This is a genomic window from Pseudomonadota bacterium (genome assembly GCA_010028905.1).
Classification (GTDB): Bacteria; Vulcanimicrobiota; Xenobia; order RGZZ01; family RGZZ01; genus RGZZ01.
In genome coordinates, this window is the sequence record RGZZ01000647.1 from 1 (window position 1) to 2,312 (window position 2,312).

The window sequence follows — 2,312 nt, forward strand, 5'->3', positions numbered from 1 at the left end:
AGCATCTCGGGCAGCGACCCGGCTTCCTCGCCGATGGCGGCCATCTGCACCACCAGATCGGGGAAGACCTTCACCGACTCGAGCGTCTCCGAGATGCGATCGCCCGACTGGATGTTTCGCGCCACCTTCGCAATCGATCGCGAGATCACGAGGTTGCCGGAAGAGTCGGCCACCAGCTGCAGCGACTGGAGAAGGGGCACGCCGCTCTTGAGCAGGGTGGAGAAGGCGCGACAGAACCGCGCGGCCGCTGCCTGCTGCACCATCGCCGAGAACAGGGGGGCATGGTAGAGCGAGAAGTCGAGCACGTAGCGCCCTGCTCTGGTCTGCAGGGCGATCTTGATGATCACCGCGATCATCACCAGAATCACGAATGTGATGCCCATCGCCTTCGGATCGCTGCACCAGGCGCTGCCCTGGATGAGCAGGTAGGTGAGCGGGTACTGGCTCTTGATGTCCATTCCCGAGTTCTGGAACATGGGGGTGAACATGGGCATCAGGAAGGCCAGCATGCAGTATCCGATGACGATGGTGAACAGCAGCACGAACGCGGGGTAGAAGAGCGCCCCCTTCACCTTGCGCTGCAGCGCCGTCTCCTTCTCGAGCATCTGGGCGAGGCGGGTCACGGTCTCGCTGAGGTTTCCACCGGCCTCGCCCACGCGAATCATGTTGAGGTACATCGAGTCGAACACGCGGGGGTGCTTCGCCAGCGCTTCCGAGAAGCTCACACCGTGCTGCAGGTCGCTGCCCGTCTGCTCGAGCACGACGTGCATCGGGCCGCTCTTCGTCTTCTTGTGCAGCAGGCTGAGGATTCGCATCAGAGGCAGGCCCGCTGAGAGGGTGGTTGCGAGCTGGCGCGTGAACAGTGACAGCGTCTTCTTCGAGACCCCGAAGAAGGGTGTGGCTGTCGCCTTCGTGTCTGGCATGGGCCGGGTCTTCGCGGCGCGCGGGAGCGGCGCGGGGGCTGCGGACGCGATCTCCTCGACGTGCAGCACGGTGAGCTTGCGCTCTCGCAGCAGGGCCACCACCTGATCTGCGTTGCGGGCAGTGAGCTCGCCCTGCTGGGAGCGCCCCTCGGCGTCAAGGGCCTTGTAGCGGAAGTGTGCCATGCGCCTGACGACCTCTCGCATCTGCATCGCCGCCCGATGAGCCTCTGTGCTGGCGCCGTGCGTCAGAACCTTGTCGCCGGCCGCGGCAACCTCCTGCCGGAGGAGGCCGTGTCGCGTGAGGGGCGGTCACGACATCCAGGCGGCCACCATCTCATCCATGGAGCGGCACTGGAACCCGCTTCGCTCCAGCCGTCGGATGATGCGATCGACCCCCTCGACGGTGTCGGCGCGCGAGGTGGTGGGGGGCGTCTTCGAGGGGTAGTTGCCCCCGTCGTGCAGCAGGATGATGTCGCCCAGCTTCGGGTCGGCGGCGCCCAGCGCCTCGACAACCTCGGGGCCGGGGTTTCGCCAGTCCTGCGATGAGCGGGTCCAGAGCACGGTGAGGTAGCCGCGGGCGCGCAGCTCGATCAGCACCCGCCGATTGAAGAAGCCCCAGGGGGGACGGAAGTACTGCGGGCGCTTACCCGTGGCCTTCTCGATGGCGTCGGCCGCGCGATCGATCTCCTCGCAGAGGCTGCGCGCGTCAAGCAGGGGAAGAGGGCGATGCGAGTGACTGTGGCTGCCGATGCTGTGCCCACGGCGTGCGATCTCGGCTGCTACCTCCGGATGTCGCTCCACCGCTTCGCCGACCAGGAAGAACGTCGCTTTCACCCGATGTCGGTCGAGCACGTCGAGAATCTTCGGGGTCCACTCTGGCGAGGGGCCGTCATCGAAGGTGAGAGAGGCCGCCTTGAACGGGAAGCGGACCTCGCGGATGGTGCCCTGTGGATCGCCCAGCCCCATGGTCTGATATCGGGGGATGAAGTACATCAGCCAGAGGCCGAAGAGTCCCGCGCAGATCGCGAGCGGCACCAGGGAATCGCTCAGGGTGGTGCGCGTGGAGAACATCCACGACAGGCGGCCGAGCACGGCGCCGCGCGTGTCGTCGCCGAGAGCGGTCAGGCCCGCGAAGAGAGCCACGTAGGCGCCGATGAAGCAGGCGGCCTGCTGGCGCAGGGTGGGCGCGTAGTAGTGCGACGCGACGAAGGCGCCGTACGCGGCCAGCACGAGACCGAGCGTGAACCAGAGCGGGAGGGCGGGCATATCGTTGGTACGGTTGTCGGGGGAGGCGCCTCCCCCTGCCTTGCGCGCGGGGGAGGCGCGTGCCGAGTGAAGAGGGTTACTTGCCGGCCTTGGCCGCCAGAGAGGCCTTCAGCTGGGTCATCT

2 protein-coding genes are annotated in these 2,312 nt (G+C 66.7%); both read right to left on the minus strand.

Features of this window, described 5'->3' with window-relative positions:
• Positions 1–1,133, minus strand: a 1,133-nt coding sequence (locus EB084_23920) for a type II secretion system F family protein (protein ID NDD31310.1), incomplete at its 3' end; no start/stop codon positions are given.
• Positions 1,134–1,232: 99 nt separating this feature from the next.
• Positions 1,233–2,189: a polysaccharide deacetylase family protein gene (locus EB084_23925; GenBank protein NDD31311.1), complete on the minus strand. Its 957-nt coding sequence runs from the start codon at positions 2,187–2,189 to the stop codon at positions 1,233–1,235.
• Positions 2,190–2,312: the final 123 nt, after the last annotated feature.

Bases quoted from the DNA above. Each gene is read 5' to 3' on its own strand.
- EB084_23925 (NDD31311.1), bottom strand. From the start codon at position 2,189: ATGCCCGCCCTCCCGCTCTGGTTCACGCTCGGTCTCGTGCTGGCCGCG.